The following is a 247-nucleotide window of genomic DNA, read 5'->3' as shown; positions in this document are numbered from 1 at the left end:
GCCCGGCCTTGGTCGCGGCGGCCACCAGCGTCTGCGCGCCGACGGCGGGCGGCTTGACGAAGTAGGTGGTGCCTTCCGGGCCGACCAGGCTATAGCCGATCGGGCGCTGCGCCGGGGTCGTGTCCGGCGACACGTTGAGCTGCAGCACTTCGTTGGCGGCGAGATCGAACGCGAAGCGGCCGTTGCGGCCGTAGCGGTCCAGGCTCAGGGTGGCGCTGCCGCCGACGGCGATATCTACCGTGCGCTC

General features: G+C 72.1%; 1 protein-coding gene. It reads right to left on the bottom strand.

Going from position 1 to position 247, the window contains the following annotated elements:
* Nucleotides 1–247 (bottom strand): hypothetical protein (locus tag HKX41_12735; protein ID NNC25001.1); only part of this gene is annotated, 247 nt, incomplete at both ends.

The organism is Salifodinibacter halophilus (assembly GCA_012999515.1).
In the GTDB taxonomy this organism is placed as follows: domain Bacteria; phylum Pseudomonadota; class Gammaproteobacteria; order Nevskiales; family Salinisphaeraceae; genus Salifodinibacter; species Salifodinibacter halophilus.
This window is presented reverse-complemented; position numbering and strand designations above follow the sequence as displayed.